Origin of the sequence: Mariniflexile sp., from assembly GCF_041583155.1 — a bacterium.
Lineage (GTDB): Bacteria > Bacteroidota > Bacteroidia > Flavobacteriales > Flavobacteriaceae > Mariniflexile.
This window is the reverse complement of sequence record NZ_JBFHGK010000098.1, coordinates 1-3625: the sequence shown is the minus strand read 5'-3', so window position 1 is coordinate 3625 and position 3625 is coordinate 1. Positions and strand designations below refer to the sequence as shown.

Here is a 3625-nt window from a genome sequence, read left to right as displayed (position 1 = left end):
CTAATTCTTCTGCACTGAAATGAACTGGCTTATCTCCTCCGTATAATACGCAAGGAACCTGACCAGCATTACGTAAGGCTTTTGTTGCTTTTTTGCCCACGCTTTCTCTTTGAGATCCGTTGATTGTAATTGATTTCATTTTTGTTTATATATAAATTTAATTAATACTCTTTTTTATGCCTTTCTTATAAAAGAAAGGTGGCCTACATTACAAATTTTGAACTGATAGATTTGTTATTATGCACTTTTTCCATAACCTCGGCAAATAAATCGGCACAACTAAGTACTCTAATTTTATCACTTAAAGGTTTAACTGGTATGGAATCGGTTACTATAAGTTCTTCTAATTTTGAATTATTTAAATTATCGTATGCTTTTCCTGACAATACTGGGTGGGTACAAATAGCTCTTACACTTAATGCGCCACGCTCCATCATTAAATCGGCTGCTTTGGTTAGGGTACCTGCGGTATCCACCATATCATCAACAAGTACTACATTTTTACCCGTAACATCACCAATTAATTCCATATGAGAAATAAGATTGGCTTTTGCTCGCTGTTTGTAACATATTACTACATCACTTCCTAATGCTTTTGAATAAGCGTAGGCTCTTTTAGAACCACCCATATCTGGCGAAGCAATAGTTAAGTTATCTAATTTTAAACTTTGTAAGTATGGTAGAAAAATGGTTGAAGCGAATAAATGATCGACAGGTTTTTCAAAAAACCCTTGTATTTGATCGGCATGCAAATCCATGGTGATAATACGTGTTGCGCCTGCAGCCTCTAACATTTTTGCCACTAATTTAGCAGCAATTGGCACTCTAGGTTTATCTTTTCTATCTTGTCTTGCCCATCCAAAATAAGGTAAAACGGCGGTAATGTGTCTTGCTGATGCACGTTTTGCAGCATCAATCATTAACAACATTTCCATTAAATTTTCAGGTCCTGGATTGGTAGATCCTATAATGAAAATTCGTGTTCCTCTGATGGATTCTTCATAGGATGGCTGAAATTCACCATCGCTGTAAGTAGACGTAATTACGTTACCCAATTCGGCCCCAAAAGCTTTAGCTATTTTTTCACCAAGCACTTTGCTTTGTGTACATGCAAAAATTTTAGCTTCGGTAATAACAATTGGCATAGTTAACTTGTTGTTTTATAGCGTAAAAGCACGCCTGATTTTAAACGAGGTGCAAATTTATACATTTATTTTAACCTAAAAAGTATATTGAACACTATTTTTATGATTTTTATTGAAAAAAATATATATTTTTGCAGTCCGATAATGATGCTCAAGTGGCGGAATTGGTAGACGCGCCGGATTCAAAATCCGGTTCTTCGGAGTGCGGGTTCGATTCCCGCCTTGAGTACGAAAATTACTTCAAATTAGCGCAAACCCTTATAAACATTATGTTTATGAGGGTTTTTAATTTTATCTGATTTCGTTTAAATTCAATTTATATCATATAAAAGGAGAGTAATTCGGTGAGTAAATTTAAACAATGATTTACTCACCGAATCAATCATAAAAAGCTGTTAAACAAATATTTATGGGTTGTTGTTAAATTTATTTTTTCTATATTTAACAATCTAAAAAAGTACTCACCTATGCAAAATACATTCTCTATAATTTTCTATCCAAAACAAAGCGATGTTGACAAAGAAGGCAAATCCCCAATATATATGAGGATTACCGTAAACGGCAAACGGTGCGAATTAAGTGTTCAACGGAAAATTGAAATATCGAACTGGAATTTAAAAGCTGGAAAGGTCAAAGGGACCTCTTTGGAAGTGAAGAACCTTAATAGGTTAATGGATACTATCAAGAACAAGGTGTTCAAACATCATCAAGAGCTAATTGAAAAGGACAAGCCAGTAACGGCCATTGCTTTAAAGAATTCCTATTTAGGTATTGGAGAAAAAGAAAAGATGCTGATTGGTATTTTTAAAACCCACAACAACCAAATTGAAAAACTAGTTGGCAAGGAATATGCCCTAAACACCTTAAAAAGATATGAAACCACATTAAATCATATTACCAACTTTTTGGTTTCTTCTTTAAATGTAAATGAAATCCCAATAAAACAAATCAACCATCAATTCTTAACAGACTTTGAGTTTTATTTAAAAAGCGAAAGGAATTGCAACCATAACTCTACAATGAGATATCTAAAAAGTTTAAAAAAGATTGTTGGTATTGCCTTAGCCAATAATTGGATAGACAAAGATCCATTTAGAAATTACAAAACCCAATCAAAAGAAACAGAGCGAGAGTTTTTGAGTGAGGCTGAAATCCAATCTATGATAAATAAAAAATTAAAAATGATAAGATTGGATCAAGTAAGAGATATTTTTATTTTTTGTTGTTATACTGGTTTGGCATATTCAGATGTAAACAAATTAACAAACAACAATCTGATAAAGGGCATAGATGGCGAAATGTGGATTAAATTCAACCGAACCAAAACCAACACAAAAAGCAACATCCCATTACTTCCAACGCCTTTATTAATAATAGAAAAATACAAACCTGAACATGAAGATTCAAGTTCCTACAGACTGCTTCCCGTTTTAAGCAATCAAAAAATGAACGCTTACCTCAAAGAAATTGCAGATTTATGTGGGATCAATAAAAACCTGACTTTCCATTTGGCCAGACATACTTTTGCTACCACTGTTACTTTATCCAATGGAGTTCCCATTGAGTCCGTTAGTAAAATGCTTGGACATAAATCCTTAAAAACTACCCAACATTATGCTAAAATTTTGGATAGAAAAGTAAGTGATGACATGAAAGTCCTAAGAAATAAATTTGAAAGCGAAGAGAACGTTTATAATGATGTTAGCCAATACAGTCTGTAAATATCACTAGTTTTCGGCAAATTTATTCCAATTTAGTTATAAAACAAGGCAGCACCTTTAGGGGTGCTGCCTTATCTTGGATATCAAGTTAAGTACACTATTTTAAACACAAAACTTTTACTTCTTTATAAACTTATGAGTTTCGGTTGTTTGATTTCCCTTTAACGAGATTATATAAATCCCTTTTGAAAGATGGTTAATATCAATATCCAACTTATCAAGATTGTCTTTTAACTGTCCGCTCATGGTTGCCCTTCCACTAATATCATAAATTACATAATTATTGAATTTAGAGATAGGCAAAACAACGGCTATCTTACTGGAGCTTGGATTGGGATAAATACTAACCTTGGTGTTTTCTAAGTTTTGTTCTATCGAAAGCACCTCTTTACCTCCCGCCATTTTGCCGCTGCTCGCACATGATAATTCTACGGCATCGGGTCCAGTCACTTCCATATAATCAATATTGCCCAATCCTGAACTTGTGGTTGCCTCCAATCTTACTGTTTTTACTCCCAGGGGTAAATTCACAGTTGTAGAAACCGTAGTCCAAGAAGTCCAAATTCCTGTTGAGTTAAAAGCTATATTGCTTGCTACAACCGATCCGTTTACAATCAAATTACCTGGTCTATTGGAAGTACTTGCATACCTCCAATTGAACGTATAATTTCCTGCTGAACCACCTATTTTCCATTCCACTCCCTGTCCAGTTGCATTGGCCGTATTGGCAAAACCAGATCCAGTAAATCCAACATTATT

The 3625-nt window shown here is 34.2% G+C and carries 3 protein-coding genes, 1 tRNA gene and 1 pseudogene; 2 read left to right on the top strand and 3 right to left on the bottom strand.

Annotation, left to right across the window (positions count from 1 at the left end):
• Together ABYI63_RS17290 and ABYI63_RS17285 are read right to left on the bottom strand one after the other, a co-directional pair.
• Nucleotides 1-139, bottom strand: a pseudogene (locus tag ABYI63_RS17290) (50S ribosomal protein L25); the annotation flags it as partial.
• A gap of 64 nt (nt 140-203) precedes the next feature.
• Nucleotides 204-1145, bottom strand: a complete 942-nt coding sequence (locus ABYI63_RS17285; protein WP_372758110.1) for a ribose-phosphate pyrophosphokinase — start codon at nt 1143-1145, stop codon at nt 204-206.
• 149 nt (nt 1146-1294) lie between these two features.
• Here ABYI63_RS17285 and ABYI63_RS17280 point away from each other — a divergent pair.
• Nucleotides 1295-1374 (top strand) — tRNA-Leu (locus ABYI63_RS17280).
• A 238-nt stretch (nt 1375-1612) separates the two neighbouring features.
• Complete coding sequence (locus ABYI63_RS17275) at nt 1613-2866, top strand: site-specific integrase (RefSeq protein ID WP_372758109.1); 1254 nt, start codon at nt 1613-1615, stop codon at nt 2864-2866.
• Nucleotides 2867-2983: 117 nt separating this feature from the next.
• On the opposite strand, the gene ABYI63_RS17270 is transcribed toward ABYI63_RS17275, so the two are convergent.
• Nucleotides 2984-3625 (bottom strand): T9SS type A sorting domain-containing protein (locus ABYI63_RS17270; protein ID WP_372758108.1); only part of this gene is annotated, 642 nt, incomplete at its 5' end.